Annotated in this window: 17 protein-coding genes; 5 read left to right on the forward strand and 12 right to left on the reverse strand. The window is 40.3% G+C overall.

The genetic code is table 11. The features are described from left to right. Nucleotides 1-83: 83 nt before the first annotated feature. Nucleotides 84-812 carry a helix-turn-helix transcriptional regulator gene (locus ACWU4D_RS02550; protein ID WP_456049803.1) on the forward strand — a complete coding sequence of 243 codons (729 nt, stop codon included), beginning with the start codon at nt 84-86 and terminating at the stop codon, nt 810-812. Between the two features lie 68 nt (nt 813-880). Here the strand turns inward: ACWU4D_RS02550 and ACWU4D_RS02555 are convergent, their stop codons facing one another. Further along, nucleotides 881-1,354, reverse strand: a complete 474-nt coding sequence (locus ACWU4D_RS02555) for an Lrp/AsnC family transcriptional regulator (protein WP_456049804.1) — start codon at nt 1,352-1,354, stop codon at nt 881-883. A 151-nt stretch (nt 1,355-1,505) separates the two neighbouring features. Here ACWU4D_RS02555 and ACWU4D_RS02560 point away from each other — a divergent pair, with 151 nt between their 5' ends. Then, on the forward strand, nt 1,506-2,459 hold the full coding sequence (locus ACWU4D_RS02560; protein ID WP_456049977.1) for a hypothetical protein: 954 nt from the start codon (nt 1,506-1,508) through the stop codon (nt 2,457-2,459). 56 nt (nt 2,460-2,515) lie between these two features. On the opposite strand, the gene ACWU4D_RS02565 is transcribed toward ACWU4D_RS02560, so the two are convergent. After that, on the reverse strand, nt 2,516-4,414 hold the full coding sequence (locus ACWU4D_RS02565; RefSeq protein ID WP_456049805.1) for a PhoX family protein: 1,899 nt from the start codon (nt 4,412-4,414) through the stop codon (nt 2,516-2,518). A 226-nt stretch (nt 4,415-4,640) separates the two neighbouring features. Between ACWU4D_RS02565 and ACWU4D_RS02570 the strand changes: the two genes are divergently transcribed. Then, complete coding sequence (locus tag ACWU4D_RS02570; RefSeq protein WP_456049806.1) at nt 4,641-5,264, forward strand: SGNH/GDSL hydrolase family protein; 624 nt, start codon at nt 4,641-4,643, stop codon at nt 5,262-5,264. Nucleotides 5,265-5,269: 5 nt separating this feature from the next. Here the strand turns inward: ACWU4D_RS02570 and ACWU4D_RS02575 are convergent, their stop codons facing one another. Next, a complete protein-coding gene (locus ACWU4D_RS02575) occupies nt 5,270-5,722 on the reverse strand; it encodes an Lrp/AsnC family transcriptional regulator (RefSeq protein ID WP_456049807.1) in 453 nt (150 codons plus the stop codon). Nucleotides 5,723-5,846: 124 nt separating this feature from the next. On the opposite strand from ACWU4D_RS02575, the gene ACWU4D_RS02580 reads away from it, so the two are divergent. Next, nucleotides 5,847-6,758 carry a DMT family transporter gene (locus ACWU4D_RS02580; protein WP_456049808.1) on the forward strand — a complete coding sequence of 304 codons (912 nt, stop codon included), beginning with the start codon at nt 5,847-5,849 and terminating at the stop codon, nt 6,756-6,758. On the opposite strand, the gene ACWU4D_RS02585 is transcribed toward ACWU4D_RS02580, so the two are convergent. After that, nucleotides 6,755-7,390, reverse strand: a complete 636-nt coding sequence (locus tag ACWU4D_RS02585; protein ID WP_456049809.1) for a LysE family translocator — start codon at nt 7,388-7,390, stop codon at nt 6,755-6,757. The two genes, ACWU4D_RS02580 and ACWU4D_RS02585, sit on opposite strands and share 4 nt — an antisense overlap. 272 nt (nt 7,391-7,662) lie before the next feature. Between ACWU4D_RS02585 and cqsA the strand changes: the two genes are divergently transcribed. After that, complete coding sequence (cqsA, locus tag ACWU4D_RS02590; protein WP_456049810.1) at nt 7,663-8,844, forward strand: alpha-hydroxyketone-type quorum-sensing autoinducer synthase; 1,182 nt, start codon at nt 7,663-7,665, stop codon at nt 8,842-8,844. A gap of 68 nt (nt 8,845-8,912) precedes the next feature. Here cqsA and ACWU4D_RS02595 read toward each other — a convergent pair whose 3' ends face one another. From ACWU4D_RS02595 to ACWU4D_RS02630, 8 genes are all read right to left on the reverse strand, one after another. Beyond that, on the reverse strand, nt 8,913-10,943 hold the full coding sequence (locus ACWU4D_RS02595; RefSeq protein ID WP_456049811.1) for an ATP-binding response regulator: 2,031 nt from the start codon (nt 10,941-10,943) through the stop codon (nt 8,913-8,915). A 178-nt stretch (nt 10,944-11,121) separates the two neighbouring features. Then, nucleotides 11,122-12,408 carry a peptidoglycan DD-metalloendopeptidase family protein gene (locus tag ACWU4D_RS02600; RefSeq protein WP_456049812.1) on the reverse strand — a complete coding sequence of 429 codons (1,287 nt, stop codon included), beginning with the start codon at nt 12,406-12,408 and terminating at the stop codon, nt 11,122-11,124. Between the two features lie 127 nt (nt 12,409-12,535). Further along, nucleotides 12,536-13,537 (reverse strand): CobW family GTP-binding protein, encoded by a 1,002-nt coding sequence (locus ACWU4D_RS02605; protein ID WP_456049813.1) that lies wholly within the window; start codon nt 13,535-13,537, stop codon nt 12,536-12,538. A gap of 10 nt (nt 13,538-13,547) precedes the next feature. Next, nucleotides 13,548-14,000 carry a Fur family transcriptional regulator gene (locus tag ACWU4D_RS02610; RefSeq protein ID WP_456049814.1) on the reverse strand — a complete coding sequence of 151 codons (453 nt, stop codon included), beginning with the start codon at nt 13,998-14,000 and terminating at the stop codon, nt 13,548-13,550. A 294-nt stretch (nt 14,001-14,294) separates the two neighbouring features. Continuing rightward, nucleotides 14,295-15,089 carry a hypothetical protein gene (locus ACWU4D_RS02615; RefSeq protein WP_456049815.1) on the reverse strand — a complete coding sequence of 265 codons (795 nt, stop codon included), beginning with the start codon at nt 15,087-15,089 and terminating at the stop codon, nt 14,295-14,297. Nucleotides 15,090-15,091: 2 nt separating this feature from the next. Then, the gene (locus ACWU4D_RS02620; protein WP_456049817.1) at nt 15,092-16,210 is read right to left on the reverse strand and encodes a methyl-accepting chemotaxis protein; all 1,119 of its coding nucleotides are present in this window, start codon (nt 16,208-16,210) and stop codon (nt 15,092-15,094) included. A 324-nt stretch (nt 16,211-16,534) separates the two neighbouring features. Beyond that, the gene (locus ACWU4D_RS02625; protein ID WP_456049818.1) at nt 16,535-17,023 is read right to left on the reverse strand and encodes a DUF3617 domain-containing protein; all 489 of its coding nucleotides are present in this window, start codon (nt 17,021-17,023) and stop codon (nt 16,535-16,537) included. A 110-nt stretch (nt 17,024-17,133) separates the two neighbouring features. Continuing rightward, the gene (locus tag ACWU4D_RS02630; protein ID WP_456049819.1) at nt 17,134-17,484 is read right to left on the reverse strand and encodes a RidA family protein; all 351 of its coding nucleotides are present in this window, start codon (nt 17,482-17,484) and stop codon (nt 17,134-17,136) included. Nucleotides 17,485-17,557 lie beyond the last annotated feature (73 nt).

A 17,557-nucleotide genomic window follows, 5' to 3' on the forward strand; every position in this document is an offset into this window, starting at 1 on the left:
GTAAAAAACATGTTGGAAATACGTTTCGTGTCATTGGTAGTGATATCCTATTGGTAAATACGACACTTAATGACCGATTAATTATGCGCAGTTTTCAAAACAAGCAAGATAGGCTCGAAAAACTTATAGGGCTCTTAGCGAACAAAAATTTAACAACGACAAAATCACTCGCGGCATCCTTAGGTGTGTCGATAAGGAGTATTTCCAGAGATCTTACGCTGTTGCGAGAGCAAGGTTACGACATTGAAACCGAGCGTGGTGCGGGCGGTGGTGTTTCGCTATTAGGGATGACACGCCCTCCTCGCTTCTTCTTGAGTGATGAGGAGATTTTGAATACGTTAATGGCATTGGCGCTAACTGAGTCGTTAAGCTGTCCAATTTTAGGAGATACTATCTCTAGTGTGAAAAGCAAGCTGACCTTTTTTCTCAACAATGAGCAGAGAAAGCGAATTACCTTATTACGCCAGCGTGTGTTAGTAGGTGCTATCGCTTCAAGCAAAGTATCATCATCGGTTGTAAACATACATCAACCATTTCTTACTGATGTAAGCCAAGCATTTATTCAGCAACAAACACTCTTTATCGGCTATTTGTCCGAAAATGGCACCGAAACAACAAGGCGGATCGAACCTCAGTTCATACTACTCAACTGGCCAGCGTGGTATTTATTGAGCTGGGACTATTTAAGAGACGCACCAAGGTTGTTCCGCATCGATCGTCTCACCCATGCCAGCGTTGAGAATAATCGTTTTCGACTCAGAAGCATCAGAAGTTTAAGCGGTGATTTTGGCGAGTATTTTGACACTATGTAGTGACGTCGGTTATCTCACCAAATGAACGCATGTTCGTCGAGCGGTTCATAAATGTTTCTAACGTTTCGCTATGATCCTGACTCATTTAAGTTAACTTCAGTGGTAAATTTTACCGTACGTAACGAAACCGACGTATGGAACTTCCGTATATTGAGGTCTTTACGTATCGAACGATCTAGAAACGCTTCATATTGTGGAATATCATTGACACTCACAATAAGCAGAAAATCATAGCTGCCTGATATTTGATAGCATTGAGTTACTTCAGGAAACTTAAATATCATAGAGCGAAAGTCCTTGTAGATATCTTCTCTATCTCGCTCCATTTCGATTGATACAATAAACGTCATAGATTTCCCCACCAATTCCGGATTGACTAGTGACACGTCACCGATAATGGCTTTTTCTTGTCTTAAACGCCTGACTCGTTTTAGACAGGCTGGCGGAGACAATCCCACTTCTTCAGCAAGATCAACGTTAGGAATATTATTATTTCTTTGCATAATCATCAGAATTTTTCGATCTATGCGGTCAATTTCCATAATTTTGTAAACCTATATAAATAAGAACTTTTTAGATGTATTTTTTCTATATAAGAAATTTATCGCCACTATTAATGGCAAATTCAAAATACAATGAACGGCTATATCTTTATCATATTGTTATGAACTTAGCCATATAAGGCGATAAATGATGAATCGATTAATAGTCGAAATTAAACAAATAAGCGGTGAAATCAAGACGACCACCGTATCGTTATTTGCAATTATGATTCCTATGATTGTACTGATAAAAATAGCCGATGATCTCGGTGGAGTGACGCTGCTAAGCTCACTTTTAGAACCGATAATGGCGAGCCTTGGGCTTCCGAGTTCGATGGCACTTGTTTGGGCAACGACCATGTTGACTAATATATATGCCGGAATTGTTGTGTTTATCGACTCCGGAGCCACGCTATCGGTCGCTCAGGTTACGGTATTAAGCAGTTTGCTATTGATATGCCATTCTCTCCCCTTAGAAGGCATTATTTCAAAGAAAGCGGGCGTTCCAATGTGGGTTTCTATCATTTTGAGAGTGGCTGGAGGATTTGTTTTTGCGTGGCTTCAGAATATGTATTATCGGTACTCAGGAACAGGCGAGCAAGCGGCTAAGATACTCTGGCAGAGTGAACCGCGTGTTTACGAAAGTTACCTCGATTGGGGCATTGGGCAACTTATTAATTTGGGGAGCATATTTGTTGTCATCTGTGTACTGATTACAGGGCTGAGAATTTTAAAACTTCTTGGAGTTGAATATGCGATGGCATTATTAATGGCACCTTTATTGAAACTCCTTAGAGTTAGCAAAGAAGCTGCTAACTTAGCCGTTATCGGTATCACGTTAGGCCTTTCCTACGGTGGCGGTTTAATCATTAATCAATCTAAGAATGGGAATTTAACGGCGAGAGATGCCATGATAACGGTGATGTTATTGAATTTGCTCCACAGTATTATTGAAGACACCGCACTGGTGTTGCTGCTAGGGGCCGACGTGACTATGGTACTTTGGTTTCGAATTGTATTTTCTATTTTGGTAATGGCCATTATTTCTCAATTTTATCGAATGCCAAAACCAGATCTGAAATATGCCTCAAGCTCTAATAAATAAGTAAAAAAGCCCTTAATCATGAGACTAAGGGCTGTGACTATATTCTTACTTAACGATTAAGCACCGATGATACCGCCATCTTTACGAGTAATCGCAATCACAGATGAACGAGGAATGCTGTTTCCGCCTTCAGGGAAGTGCGAGTCAGCCAGTTTCTCACCTGGGTGTTGAATCCCAACAAACATGGTTTTGTAGTCTGGAGCAAAGGTTAACCCCGTCACTTCACATGCAACTGGGCCAGTTAGGAAGCGACGAATTTCACCGGTTTCTGGGTTACTACAAAACATTTGGTTATTGCCCATTCCAGCAAAGTCTCCTTCGTTTTTATAGTTCCCATCGGTTTGAATCCAAAGACGTCCAAAACGGTCAAAGCCAATACCATCTGGGCTATTAAACATATTGTCTTTGTTGATGTTGTCACTACCTGCCATAAGCCCAGAATCGTGTACTTCCGGATTTCCCGCTAAGACATAGATATCCCAATCAAACGTATCCCCGATGTGGTTACGGTTGGTTGGACGCCAACGAATGATGTGACCGTAAGGGTTCTTCTCTCGAGGGTTAGCGACATTAAGCGGCTGCGACTCTTTTACACCACGGTATTTATTGTTTGTTAGCGTACAGAATACGGACTCGTTATCAGGGTGAACGGTTACCCATTCTGGACGATCCATTGTGGTTGCACCAACTTGTGTTGCAGCAAGACGAGCAAATATCAATACGGATGCTGCATCTGGGAATCCATTTTCAGGTGTAAGCCCGTTTTTGCCCCAAGTAAGCTCAAGCCATTCGCCTTTACCCGCTAACTCCCCTTCTGTGCCATTGAATTTAGCAACATATAGGGTCCCTTCTTCAAGAAGATCTAAGTTTGATGCCGCACCAGGAACATATTTGTTCTTAGATACAAATCTGTATAAGTGTTCACCGCGTTCATCATCACCTAAGTAAACAACAGCATGGCCTGAATCGTCTAGAGTTAAAGCGGCATTTTCGTGTTTGAAGCGACCAAGTGCACTGCGCTTTTTAGGGGTTGAATTAGGATTCATTGGATCAATTTCAACTACCCACCCCATACGATGTGGTTCATTTGGATGTTTTGCCATATCAAAGCGTTCATCGTGCTTAAACCAATCGTAGTTCCAGTCTTCTTTCTTGAGACCATAACGCGAATACGACTCATCAAATTCTTTGTCTGATGAAGCGCCAAAGTAGCCATTGAAGTTCTCTTCACAGGTGAGATACGTTCCCCATGGAGTTTGACCATTAGCACAGTTATTCATAGTGCCAAGAATTTTAGTACCTGATGGATCAGCGTCTGTTTTCAGCAACTGATGTCCACGAGCAGGACCCGTCATTTCCATTTCGGTCGAAGCGGTAATTCGGCGGTTTACGCGACCATCTGGGTTCGTGACCCACTTACCATTCTTTTTCGTTAATTCAACAATGGAAACACCGTGAGCTGCTTGAGCTTTATATACATCATCTTCGGTGATGTTTTTGCCTTGGTGTGCGTAAAGATACTCTTTATTGACGTATTCATTGTTTACCGCAAGTACTGCTCTATCGTCAGAAACTGGGAAAAATGTCATCCCATCATTGTTGTCACCAAACTGCATTGACTGAGCTTTTGCGTCGTTCGATTGGCTAAATGCTGGCGCCCCTTTTAATACAGGATCGCCCCATGAAATCAGAATATCAGCCTGATAACCTGCCGGAACCACAACAGTGTCGGCCGTCGAAGTTGGAATTGCTTCAAAACCAATTGTCACAGTTTTGTTGGACATTGAACCGGCAATGGCTTGACTCAATGGTGCTGCTGCAAAGAAACCGACGGTCCCGGCAGCGCCAGCAGATTTCAAAAAACTTCTTCGTGACATTGCAGCGTCGACAAGTCGATTGAATTCTGGCTCGTGAGTAAGTGGTCGTTGATCATTTTCTTGATTGAATTGCTTCATGAGTCGCTTCCTTGTAAGTGCAAACGTTGTATTTACCGCTTGCTATAGTTTTGCCACTAAGATGAAGTTTTTATATTTCAATTTCGTTTCATTTTGGTAATAGATATCTTAAGTATTTCTTACAGTTCAACATTTCTGGTTATTTATTGTTGTTTCCAATGGCGTAGAATGAGGTTTGCTCATAGAATAAAACCTCGGCAGACTTCACTCAGTTAAGGACGATTCCATGAAAACGGTTCTATGTTTTGGTGACTCAAACACCTGGGGTTACGCTCCAAACTTGTCACGTCGTTACAATCAAAATGAACGCTGGACTATGCTTCTTCAATCTCAACTCACTTCCGAGTATCGCATTATCGAAGAAGGTCAAAACAGCCGGACTACTGTGTTTGAAGATCCTTTTGAGCCAGGTAAAAAAGGGTTGGACTACCTTCTACCCTGTTTAGAAAGTCACCACCCAGATTTGGTCGTGATTTTATTAGGAACAAATGATCTTAAATCTCGGTTCAACGTCAGTGCAAGTGATATATCTAAAGGTGCAGCACGCTTAGTGCAAGTAGTACAAAATTTTAATCATGATTTTATGCCTAGCGCGCCTAAAGTTTTGCTCATCTCTCCACCCCTTGTTTACGAAGCTGATCCATTAAAAGAAGGATTCGAAGGTGCGGAAGAAAAATCCAAACAGCTTGGACATTTTTATGAACGAAGAGCACAAGAACTCGGTTGTCACTTTTTAGACGCTGCTAAAATCATTACGCCGTGCGAAAAAGAAGGCATTCATTGGCAGGTTGAACAGCATCTTGTGTTAGCTGAAAAACTTGCCGAGTTAATTCCAAAGCTAGTTAAGTAACTTAATCAGATTGGTACGGTTAACCCTATTTTAACCGACTGCATGGCAACGTTTGAGGTGAACTTTAAAATAGTATCGTCATCGAGAAACAATTCTCGTGTTATCGCCTCATATCGTTGCATGCTTTCTGCTGTAATTATTACCACAAAATCTTTTTCGCCAGCAATGTAATAACATTGTTGGACTTCGGGCTGATCACATACCTTTTTTTTGAATCGCTCAATCACCGACGCTCCCCCCTTTACCATAACTACATCAACGACGATAGTGATAAATCCGCCGAGCTGGTCACTATCGAGAATTGCAACTTCCTTCGAAATAACGCCAAATTCCTTAAGCTTCTTAATTCTTCGCTGGATAGCTGTTGCGGATAGACCAATTTCAATCCCCAATTCTTCAGACGTTTTTTTGTTGTTATCTTGGACACTTTTTAGTATTTGCCGGTCAAAACCATCCATATGCAGCTTTTCCTCTTAATTTATATATAAATGCAGTTATAATTCATATTAGTGCTCGTTAAGCTGCAATGTAAAGCTTCGGTTGATTTATCCTAGAGTAATAATTAATCGGAGAGGCGTGATAATGGTAGTTAATATTAAAAATAATGGAGTTGGGCTCGTTTTGGGGATTATTGCCTCGTTAATTTGGGGAAGTTGGCCAGTAATATCTAAGATTGGTGCCACGCACGCTCTCACCCCTATAGACATCGCAGCACTGCGTTTCTCAATCGCTGGTCTGATTTTGTTTCCTGTATTAATCCATCATGCGATACATGTTCGAGTTATTCTGACAAAAGGTACCTTGTTGACTATCGGTGCGGGTGCGCCCTACGTCTTACTTGCAACACACGGTATAAACCTATCTTCTAGCGCTCACTTTGGTGCAATTGCCCCAAGCACGATGTTGGTGTTTTCATCCATAGGTAGCGTCTGGTTATTCAAAGAAACAATCGATATAAACAAGCGTTTTGGGATTGGTGCCATAGTGGTTGGAGTGGTTACTATTGGATTATTCAATGTGAACAATATTACTCAAGCAACTGTGTTTGGTGATCTAATGTTTGTTGGTTGTGGTGCTTTATGGGCATCATTTACGCTGCTTGGTAAATATTGGCGACTTGATTCATGGGTGGCAACTGCATTGGTTTCAGTCGTGTCCGGAGTTATTTGTGCACCATTTACTTTTGATGTTATTCAAAATACGCCGGTAGATTTACTGCTCTTACATGGCGCCTACCAAGGTATACTTGTCGCGATTGTTGCTTTGTATTGTTACTCGAAAAGCGTCGCTTGTTTAGGCGCTATGAAAGGAGCAATATTTGCGTCTCTTGTTCCGCCTGTTGCATTGGTTTTGAGCTTTTTACTGCTGGGCGAAACCATGAGCACCCAAGAAGTTATGGGATCATGCTTGATCATTTTTGGTATGATTTTAGCGCTAGGAATGGTATCGATTTCTCGTCCCGCGGTCTCAATAAAATCGAAATCGTTGGATTAATTAATACTTTTGACGCTAATAAGACTAAACCCCATTCCAACAAATAAACCGCCACTAATACGCTGGAACCACTTTACATTTTTCGAGTTAGACAGAAAACCTTTACTTCGCTGAGCTAAGTAGCCATAAGTGGTTAATGATGAAAACGAGAAGAACATAAACAACAGGGTCATTATTGAAAACTGAAATAGTAACGGTCTATCTGCATCGATAAACTGAGGGAAAAGAGCGGTAAAAAATATGATGGGTTTTGGGTTGGTTACCGCAATGATGAAGCCCTCTTTAAAATAAGAAAATAGTGAGCGTTCTGCTTTAATTCCTTGGTAAAGAGGTTTCTTTTGTATTGCATTGCTTGAGCGTATTTGCTTAATTCCGAGATAGATCAGATACCCAGCACCCAATATCTTAACCGCCATAAACAGCACCGATGACGCGAGAAGAATAGCGCTTAAGCCAGTAATCGAAACTATTGATAGGATCATTAAACCAAGGATGTTCCCTAAAGCGGATACCACAACACACTTAACACCGCTAACCGCCCCGTTATAGATCGCTAGAAATACTGCTGGCCCAGGGCTAATCACATAAAAAAAGGCGACAAAGAAATAGGTTAATAATGTGTCGTAATTCATATTGTATTCCTTTTTTCCTATCTTTCACGAGTGACGCCATGAAAGTCACACATTAACACTGCTTTATCCATTCCGATAGTGTCAATTTAATCTAAATTCGATCAGTTAGATCTCCAAACCGTACGGACTTATAAACAGCGTTCTACCCTCAAATTCTAAGTTTGCAAGAGAGTGCATATTTATGCAATTGAAGCAATGACATCTAATGCCCAATCGGCAATATAGATTTCTGTCAGCGCTGGCGTTTTTTTATCTTACAAAGAGAACTTATTATGAGTGATAAATCAAATCTGAAACCACTACCTCCCTTTGTTGAAGAACGCCTAGGTTTTTACCTTACCGATCTAATTCATCAGAATGAAAACCACAAACACTTGGTTTTAGGGAAACGTCCTCAGCGGGACGCCATTGTCATGCAAAGTAATGACTACCTGTCATTATCGCATGACGAAAAGATTCAAAAAGCACACCGTGATGCTATAGGAGAAAATGACGATAACGTCGTAATGTCGGCAATATTTTTGCAAGACGCTGGATCAAAGCCAGCGTTTGAGAATCAACTTTCCGAATACATGGGGTTCGAGAGTTGTCTACTCGCGCAATCTGGCTGGGCTGCTAATATGGGGTTGTTGCAAACAATTTGTGGACCAAACACCCCTGTTTATACCGATTTCTTTGCACATATGTCTCTCTGGGAAGGAATTAGGGCTGCAGGCGCTCGTGCCCACCCTTTTATGCACAACGACATCAACCACCTTCGTAAACAGATTCAACGTTATGGCCCCGGAGTTATTGTTGTGGATTCGGTATACAGTACGATTGGCACAATCGCGCCATTACGAGACATCTACGAAATGGCTCAGGAGTTTGGTTGCGCTTTGGTTGTCGACGAATCTCACTCTTTAGGTGTCTATGGCGAACACGGTTCTGGCTTGGTCAAAGCACTGAACCTGACCGAGCAGGTCGATTTCATCACCGTCAGTTTAGCGAAGACATTCGCTTATCGTGCCGGAGCAATCTTAGGACCAAAAACGCTTGCACAGACATTACCCTTTGTAGCCTATCCTGCGATATTTAGCTCGACAGTATTGCCTCATGAAATTGTACGATTGGAACAGACCCTTGACGTAATTAAAGAGTCTGATGGTAAGCGAACAAAACTAGCCGATCGAGCAAAACAACTTCGTTGTGGCTTAATACAGATAGGTTTCAATATCCGCAGTGAATCTCAAATTATCGCTCTCGAATGTGGAAATGAAAGAAATACCGAACGTGTGCGTGATTTTCTTGAAGACCGTAATGTATTTGGCGCGGTATTCTGTCGTCCAGCAACAGGAAAAAATCGAAATATCATTCGATTTTCGGTTAATTCTGACTTGACGGTGGATGACATTAATCATGTATTAGCGGTGTGTAAAGACGCATTTCTCCATCCCGAATTAGAGTTCAATTAGAGACTAAAAACGGTAAGTTATAAGATTTACAGAACTCTGGCTCGCTCAGAGTTCTGTTTCTCAAAATTTTACACCCAATTGGAAATTTTGTTTAGAAGAGTATTTTTATCGACCGGCTTTACAATGAAATCAGAGATCCCTGATGATGATATGTCTTTTAGTGTATCTGGTGAATTGTCACCCGAATGAGCGATGATAGGAATTTGCGCAAAAGCTTTATGACTAGCACGGATAGTACGCGACGTTTTAATTCCATCCATGATGGGCATTTCTATATCCATAATAATTAGATCTACGGCTTTATGTTCCAAAGCTTCAAGTGCTCGTTTGCCATTTTCCTTTTGTATGACGTCAAAACCTTGTTTTTCCAGCATTATCGCAGTGAATTTTCGTATCGAATCATTGTCATCGACCAACATTATGGTTCTATGTTTTTGATTAACCTCTCGGCAGCTAGGACATTCGAGATCTATTGGGTATTCAACGAACAATAAATGGTCAATAATCGACTCACTCTCTTCGAGCCATTTGTGCATTTCAATCCAAGTCTGTTGAAAGGATGCTTTATGAGGCTGGTCAAGTGGCACTTGGTCATACAAGTAAACAAACCTTGCTGATGATCCAATCGCGTCTAACTGATCTACCAATGGTCCCGCATTTTGAGTATCAACAACAATCAAATCATGATTGAATTCAAATGTTCTTTGGGCCAATGCTGATGCAGGGTTGTAAACGACAGGCTTGAATCCTAATGAGGCCGCAGTGCGGTTTATATTCGCAATAATCTCATCATTGTCACCGATATAGAGAAGAGTTTTAAGTTTAGTAAGTTCATACTTAATACTTTTAACCGCTTCAGACTTAATCAATGGCATAGTTAGAGTAAACTGCGTCCACTCTCCGACTTCTGAACGGCAGCTAATATTACCACCAAATGAACGCATTACTTTTTGGCAGAAAGGCAGCCCTAAGCCGTAATTACCTGACTTTCCGGTTGTATAAAAATCTTGAAAGATATTTTGTATGGCATCGTTAGATATGCCCACCCCGTTATCAGTCACAACAATCTGATTCTTATCATTACCATGAGTCAACACGATATTAATATGAAATCCCTCTGAGCTACGGTGGTAGAAGGCATTTTTGATTAAATTAAACATGACATATTTGAGCAAGGAGCCACTGCCAAAAAACATAAATTCTGTGTTCACATCAATAGAAATAGCATCTCGATCAATTGGAGATTGATAGCTAAAATCTTCGATAGCACTCTCAACCGTCGTTTGCGCCGAGTAATGTTTGAACGTCGAACGCGAAACGCGATTTTCATCGATTGAAGTCAGCAGTAAATCAATCGTTTCATTTCCTGAATGAATAACTTTGAGGGCATCAGTGCTGACTTCTCTTAGTAATTCGACATCTTTGCGACTTATCAGACATTGATTGGTATTATTGTCTTTTAGATTGGGTAGCACCGACTGTATGACATTAATCGATGATGAAAGGCTACTTAATGGAATTCGCATCTCATGTGCAATCCCAGCACCAAAGGATTTAGCAATTGACACTTTCGCTTCGTGCTCGACTTGGTTTCGAACGCAAAACAGGTTGCCAAATAGATAGATAAACAAAAACACTGGAATGTGCGACCAATCCATACGAAATTCGATGGCATAATCTTGATTTAGCCAGGCTAAACCTATCGCTAGTGTTACACCTATAAACGTTTGCGCGAACATAATTAAAGTTACGTTCACAAGCAAAATATGAATAAAAATTGCTGTCATAAATGACATAAGCCAAACGGTGTTCCATTCATTCATAAGAAGCATATAGAAGAAGAAACTAGGTAAACAAATTATGATTGTGATTTGATATAAAATAGGTAAATGATCACGCCATTTCATCGGAAAATGGTTACGATAGATAAGACCAAAGAATAGTCCCGAGCACAGCAACCGGAATCCAATATTTTCATAGGGCTGAGGGAAGATAAACGCCCAGATAATGTAATATACCGGGAACCCGATAAACCCCATCCACCCAACAAGAGTGAGATTTGGCTCTGCATATTGATAGACTTTTTTAATGTTTTCCATCTTTAATATCGGGTCACTAGACTATGAGATTGATTCGACAACAGTGAGTTGTTGATTTCAAATACCTTATATGTCCTTTATTGCATACAATTCATATGGTTGCAATCTAATATTTAATAATTCGTTGATGATTATCCGATTTCATTCATTGGTGATATTCAAAACGCTATGAAGGTGCCTAGCTATTATTAACTAAAGAATCAAATGCGGATACCGATGCATAAAAGGCATCCTTATCTTTTTGGGAAATAGTGGTTGCGATTGGTAAGTCAGCTTTCATCGCGTCAACTGCCCGGTTTCGTACTAATACTTCAAAGTGTAAATGAGGACCAGTTAATCGACCTGTCGCACCAGCTAGTGCAATTTTTTGGCCTCGCGTGATTTGTTGGCCATTTTTCACTAAGAACTTACTAAGATGAAGATAACGTGTTTTATAGACGCTGTTATGTTGAATCACGAGGTATTTCCCAGCATAAGGGTGATTTCGTAATCCGATTACTTTTCCGTCACCGGTCGAGTAGACTGGCGCTCCTACTGGCGTCCCAAAATCAGTACCATTGTGTGGTGATATTCGTCCTGTAACGGGGTGTTTCCGTCTCGGATTAAAAGAAGACGTAATTCTGCGATATTTCTTGTCTACTGGATATCGGTTAAACGCGCGTTCTAAACTATTCCCTTCCCTATCATAGAATCGTCCATCTGGCGCTAAGAATGCTGACACTTCCCTTTTAGAAAGACCTCTAGAAAAAGTAAATGAGATTGCTTGAATTTCGCTATTTCCAGTTGGGCGATCATGTAAGAATTGTTGCTTAACCAAAATATTAAACCGATCACCTGCATGTAATGATCTAGAGAAGTCAATTTTATCGTGTAGGACACGAGTGATATTGCCTATTTGATTTGATGTAAGTCCAAGTTTGTTTGCGGATACAGAAAAACTTCCTGTAATGGTCCCTGAAAACAACTTTTCACGCCACTCGCCAGGAATCTCATTCAACTGATATGAGAATGAACCATCTTGCTCTTTGGTATATACCGCGTGTTCGACCAAGCTGATATGGTAAATCATACTCAGTAATTCATTATTGCTAGAAACAACGAATTCCAATTGCTCGCCGGGTTTTATGGTATCAAGCCGAAGGTGATTGAGATCGACTGATAAAATATGCTGTAGCGTTTCAAGAGAAATTTCTAACTGGGAAAAAATATTACTAAGCGTGTCACCAGGTTTCACTGTGTATTGTATTTTTTCTGGTTCTAAAGTTTCTATTGGTCCGTCTACTAATTGGATATCTTCAGTCTTTACGATTGGTGTTGTTTCATCGACCAGTTGCGTTGTAAGTTCTTTTTCACTCAATACCGAGTGAGATGCAGGCTGATTTGAATCATCAACGGTCGGGATAAGGTAAGCAGAGGTAAAGGCGAGTACCGCAGTGACTGAAGCAATAGTTCTAAACATTTTCATGGGGTAACACTTACTTTATTCTCTTGATAATCCATTACCAACATAACAACAATAATCATTTACATATATAACCGACTTTGTGACGATGTCACATAAAGTCAGTTATGTAAATCTATTTTATTTCTGCTTAGCGAATAATGCATTGCAGAAGTCGGTTCTCTAACTCTTCATCGATCGAATCTGCGATAACTTCGATTCTAGTTTCGCTACATTCGTCCAACTCAGATTCCGTTAGACCATCTTTCGTCAAATTATATCCAAAAATTCCATCGTAAGTGATAAAGACAGCTTTTAATCGCTCGACATTTAATTGCAAAAATAGATTTATAAGTTGCTTACGGTCAAATAGTTTATCAGGTGCGAAGCGCCAACCAACACTTATATACCCTTCCCCTTCATTGGTTGCTTTAATCATGCCACTTTCTGGCATTAGCAACTCTGAAGCCAATGGTTTTGAACTGTGATGATGGTGATGGTGATTAGACGAATACTCTTGAGTAAGTGTACTTCCTTTAAGCTGTTCGTGTGAAACTTTACCATGTTCAGCAAAAATAATTTCGACGTTTGGGTTATTAAATTTCTCGACATAATTTATCAGTGATTCTTGATCACCGCTTTGGTAAAGATCTTTTTTATTACCAACGACTATGTCTGCTATGGCTATTTGCTGATTGAATGTCTCGTGGTCGGTGTACCTTGTGTCTGATAGTTTACGAGCATCTACCAACGTAATGTTCTTCTGCAGAGAAATAACTTTGCGATAATGTTCTGATGATAGTACCTGTAATACTTCTTTTGGATGACCTAAACCGGTCGGTTCAATAAGTAATCGGTCGGGATTGGCTTGAACTAACAGTTGGTTTAGGGCTATTTGCATGGGTAACCCAGCGGCACAGCACATACACCCGCCCGGAACTTCTTGGATAAAGACGAGATCCTTCCCCTTTTGCCCATTGATTAAATTACCGTCGACCCCAATTTCACCAAATTCATTGACAAGTACTGCCCAGCGTTCATTATCAGGTTTGTTTTTTAAAAGGTTTAAGATCGCTGAGGTTTTACCAACACCGAGAAATCCAGTAATAATGTTAGTGGGTACTGCCAATATCTTTTTGTTATTCGTACTCATTCGCCCTTTCCTAATCAATGCAATCGTCACAAATACAACTAATTTCAAGTTGTGGACTTGTTACAGTAAAACCTTCTAGCTTTGCATTGGTTTGCAAGCCATTAATTAAACGAGGGTCGATAATTTGCTCGTTGATCTTTTCACACTTGGAACAGATCAAGAATTGAGGAACGCCATGCTCACTTCCACTGAGAATATGAGAACATACAATATACTTATTAGACATTTTAAGCTTGTGTGATAAATGCTCTTTCTCAAGAAAATCTAATATTCGATAGACGGTCATCGCTTGAAGATTCTGATTGAAATGTTCTTTGCAATAATCCACCAGCTCGTAAGCTGACAAGGCTTTATTGGCATGAATCAATGCTCGTAGTACCAGCTTTCGCTTTGGGGTTAATTGCTTATGATGAGCGATACAACTTTTCTCTGCGTGATCAACAATGGTATCAATGTCCTTCATTCTCGTTTCCAGAAAAAAAACTAGATGGTTATGTTATAACATAACGTTAATCTTGCCAATTGATGTTTTATATCTCGGTTCTAGAACTAAAAAACACCGAACTTAGTTGTCGGTGTTTGTGATAAAGAAGAATTTTTAACTAGTATTACCAAGTATCACGAACAGGCCGTACGTAGTTATATATTCGAATTGAATCAGCCGCTTGAATACCAACTGTTAAACAGTCGGACATTAATTAACATTCTTTCAACTCTAGTTTGCATTTTCAGGATAATCTGATTTTCAGCATTATATTTACATCTGTTCTTCAAGAATCGCATCAAACTCGCTTAATACAGACTCTAAAGCTACGGTCGCTGAGTCAAAGTAGGATTTAGCATTTACTGTGGGGACATCGATAATGATTTTTTGTTCGATAACTTGGAGCAGTTCGACAACCGCTTTTTTATCGCTACTGTGTTTAACAACGTTTGTTATGGATTGATGTAGGTAACTTAGACGAATTCTATCGACACTGGTACATATACCGGCTGCGGCAACACCAGTTCCAAGAGCTCTGGCCTGTCCTATATTTTCAGCGGTCACCAGTAAATCTTGCCATAAGTAACGAATTGACTGTTCTTGCTTATCTTTAACTTCGTAGAGTCGATATTCTTCGGCAACGTCATCAATAAGGTACAGTATATTTGTGATGAGTTTACAGTGTTGATCAAAATTATTTTTAGCCGATAAAGTCTCGAAATTCACCGAAAGTCTTTGCCAATGACTGTCGATTCCGGACCAACGATCGTTGTCGGATAGCCAGCTACCTTGCACTATAAGTTGATCTCGAAGTTGGTTGATACTTTGACTCAGCGGGGTTAATCGGTGAAGTAGCTCCTTATCACCACATATCAATCCATTACTCAAACCTCTATGTTGTTGAACCAACGCAAGTAATAAACGAAACTGCTTGAGCCATTTGATACCCTCTTTCCGACGCCTACTGCTCTCTTTAGTGTTACGGTAACGAATAAATATCATAATGCTAATTAGGGATATAGAAGAGATCATCAAAGAAAGTAAGGCTGAAAGATCGAAGTGAGTCATTACTAGGCCTCCATTCGAGTCATATTTTGCAGATGGCTTGCGACACTGGCATTTTCTTTTGCCATATTTGCATTGTGTCCAGCAGTAGTCGCAACTCGTTCCATATTTTCAGATATTTCTCGTGTAGCAATTGCCTGTTGCTCTGATGCGGTGGCAATGCCTCTAATTTGCTCTACCACTTCTTCAATCGACAAGACTGTTTCTTGTAGTGACGTATATGCCGAATCAACACTTTTTTCACACTTAGAGGTTGATTCAACGGCCATCTCCATTTGCTTAATTACTTCTGACATGCTTGCTGTAACATCTGTTACTTGATTGGTTATTGATGTTGCTGAATCGTGTGTACGCTGCGCTAACCCTCGTACTTCATCAGCGACAACACTAAATCCTCGGCCATGCTCTCCTGCCCTCGCTGCTTCTATTGCTGCATTAAGAGACAGCAAGTTAGTTTGCTCAGCGATTTCACGAATAAATTTGGACACAGAAACAACTGCGCTTAATTTGTTATCGAGTTCCTCAATACTTTGGCTTGTTTCAACAATACGCTCACTAACACTGGCCATATACTCTTGAGTATTCGTGAGTTCTTTACGCCCTTTGTGACAAAGGCTATTTCCAGTTTCCATTGCCTGTTGAGTGATCTCAATCCGTTTTGATACATCATCGATACTTAATGATATTTCCGTAGCTGCGGAAGCGGACGATGTCGTAATATCGGCTTGCGCCTGACAATGACTAGCAACATTGAGAGCATTATCTGCGAGCTCTTGTGCTGAAAACCCCATTTCATCTCGAATAGATTGAACCTCACGCAATTTACGTTTTGAAAGCCGCACCAAGTCGTCTATTTTGGGATAATGTTGTTGCAGTGGCCCAGTATTCGTTGAATCTAACTCACTCGCATGTCCATTTTGTATAGCAGTCACTTGCGCAAGAAAATTCTTTTGATCTTGACGAACTTCGTACAAAACGTAACTAGAAAAGACAGCCGTGAGTAGTAGTATTGCGATCGCTTGATTGCTAGCCCCAAAACTGATCAACATGACAGAAAATAGAACTGCACTACTTTGTAACCATAATGCTCCGGTAACCCCTAAAGATTGAATATACTTACGCATTTACTCTCCCCCAGTAAAATCGATGGTTCATCTATACTTCTCAAAAATGAAGCAAATATTGAACCAACCTATACATAGGGGGATTAATATATAAACTATCGATTTATTAACAACTTACAGGCTGCCAAATGAGCGAAGGCTTTCACTATTTACTGTGCAATGGTGCAGTATGGCACTATGTTGGGGCGAGGTGATGAGATTTTCGAGCGAGAATTAGATCAATAGACCAAGTAATAAAAACGTTATCATGCTCAATACCGTTACCTACTCATTCTGGTAACGGTATATTAATTCGAATCATATTAATTGGGTAATATAATATTGTTATTCGGAACACTCACCGATGTATTTGGCACTGCCTGAGATTTTCATGATCATATTCATTTTCATACCCATTGCTTCGCCAGATGTTGTGACATCGCCACTATAAGTCATGGTTTCGCCATTTAAATTGATAACACCTTCAGACTGCATTGTTCCTTGAGGGCTACTACAACTTGCCAACACATTGACGCGATTTGCGTTGATGCGGTTCACCTCTGTGTTGCAGCTTTCTTCTTCGTCTTCTCTGCCACTAAATCCAGAATCAAATAATTCATTTATATCGTGGATACATTGTGTTTCTGGATCCATTGGTTGCTCGAGACCACTACGAACTAACGCTTCAAGTTCCGCTGGTACGCTTATTTGAGTTATCTCATTTGTAAATGTTGTTTCCCAAAGGCCGGGTTTGAAATCGTAATCTTCTGCGAACGCTTGCGCTGAAGGCAATAAAGACCCCACGATTAACAATGCAGATTTAAGTGTTTTCATTAATTATTCCTCTAATGACAAGAGTAGACATATATAAGTTGTGGTTATATTTACTCTTATCACACAATAAAGTCCAATTTGCCCATAAGTTAACTTTCGAATGTTTGAAGTTATTGGATTTCTGCGGCGATAACAGAAATTTCGACGAGCAACGCTTCCCTTGCCATACTTGCTTGAACACACGCTCGTGCCGGCGCATAACCCTCTGGGACCCAATTATCCCAAACATTGTTCATTTCAGAGAAATCTTTCATATCTTTGATATAAATGGTGGCGGATAAAATGTGTTTTCTATCACTTCCCGCTGCTAAAAGGAGCTCGTCGACTTTATCCAGCATAGTTTCAGTTTGTTCTTTAATGCCTTGTTCAGCGTCTTTACACACCTGCCCACATAAGTAAATGGTACCATTGTGTTTAACAATTCGGCTCATGCGTTGCTTAGTTTCTATGCGGTCAATCAATTGTTGCTCCTAATCCATCACTAGACTGTTATTTTTAATCGCGCCAATTGTACGTTTTTACCATCTAAATTGC

The organism is Vibrio phycocola, from assembly GCF_053850235.1.